The following is a 940-nucleotide window of genomic DNA, read 5'->3' as shown; positions in this document are numbered from 1 at the left end:
GAAGAGGGCTTCCTGGGTCGGCTTCCTGGTCGCCCGCCCTACGGAGCGGCGGGCGGAGGGGCCTGGGGCAGGGCCAGGCCAGGGTCGGCCCGGGCCACGCGCTCGGCGTTGACCCGGGCCTGCACGTAGCGGGGCGACAGCCGGGTGGCGGCGGCGTACGCGGCGCGGGCCTCCTCCAGGCGTCCCAGGCGTTCGCAGGCGACGCCCAGGTTGTTCTGCACGTAGGCCACGTGGGGCAGCAGGGCCGCGGCCTGGGTGAGGACCTCCACGGCGCGGGCGTTGTCGCTGGCGCGCAGGTAGGCAAACCCCAGGTTGTTGAGCGCGTGGCCGTGCTCCGGATCCAGGTGCACCGCCTGCTGGAAGCGCAGGATGGCGGAGGACAGCTCGTTGGCGCCCAGGTGGGCGCGGCCGAGCACCTGGTACACCTCCGCGTCCTCGGGATTGCGCAGGAGGGCCTCCTCCCCCACGGGGACCGCGTCGGTGAAGCGCCCCTGCGCCACCAGGAGCCGTGCCTGCTGCACCAGGGCCCCCGCGTCGGTGGGTTCCGCCTGGGCCAGCCGGGCGTAGGCGTCCAGGGCCAGCGCCGTGTCCCCGGAGAGGCGGGCGGTGCGCGCGAGCTGCGCCAGGGCGTCGGTGGCGCCCGGGTCGTCATGCAGCGCGCGGCGCAGCTCCGTCACGGCGCCGGACAGGTCGCCCAGTTCGCGCAGGCCCTGGGCGCGGGCCACGTGGTCCACCCGGCGGGCGTGCACGTGCGGCAGCGCGAGCGCATCCCCCGGGGACGGGGCCTCCGCCGGGGCGGCCTCTTCGTGCGGGTCGATGAGGCGCGGCGCGGTGGCGAGCGAGGGCTCCCCGGCGAGCGGCGCCGTCGGCAGGGAGGGGGTCTGGGGCGCGCGGGCCTCCACGGCGTGGGCGAGCCAGGGCTTGAGCAGGCGGGGCAGGG

1 protein-coding gene is annotated in these 940 nt (G+C 77.6%); it reads right to left on the bottom strand.

Annotated features, from left to right (window positions below):
• Positions 1-38: 38 nt before the first annotated feature.
• Positions 39-940: tetratricopeptide repeat protein (locus tag D7V88_RS41840; RefSeq protein WP_120545989.1), on the bottom strand; the 902-nt coding region annotated here is incomplete at its 5' end.

Source organism: Corallococcus terminator (assembly GCF_003611635.1).
Taxonomy (GTDB): domain Bacteria; phylum Myxococcota; class Myxococcia; order Myxococcales; family Myxococcaceae; genus Corallococcus; species Corallococcus terminator.
The sequence above is the reverse complement of the archived record's forward strand: the minus strand, read 5'-3'. Positions and strand labels throughout refer to the sequence as shown.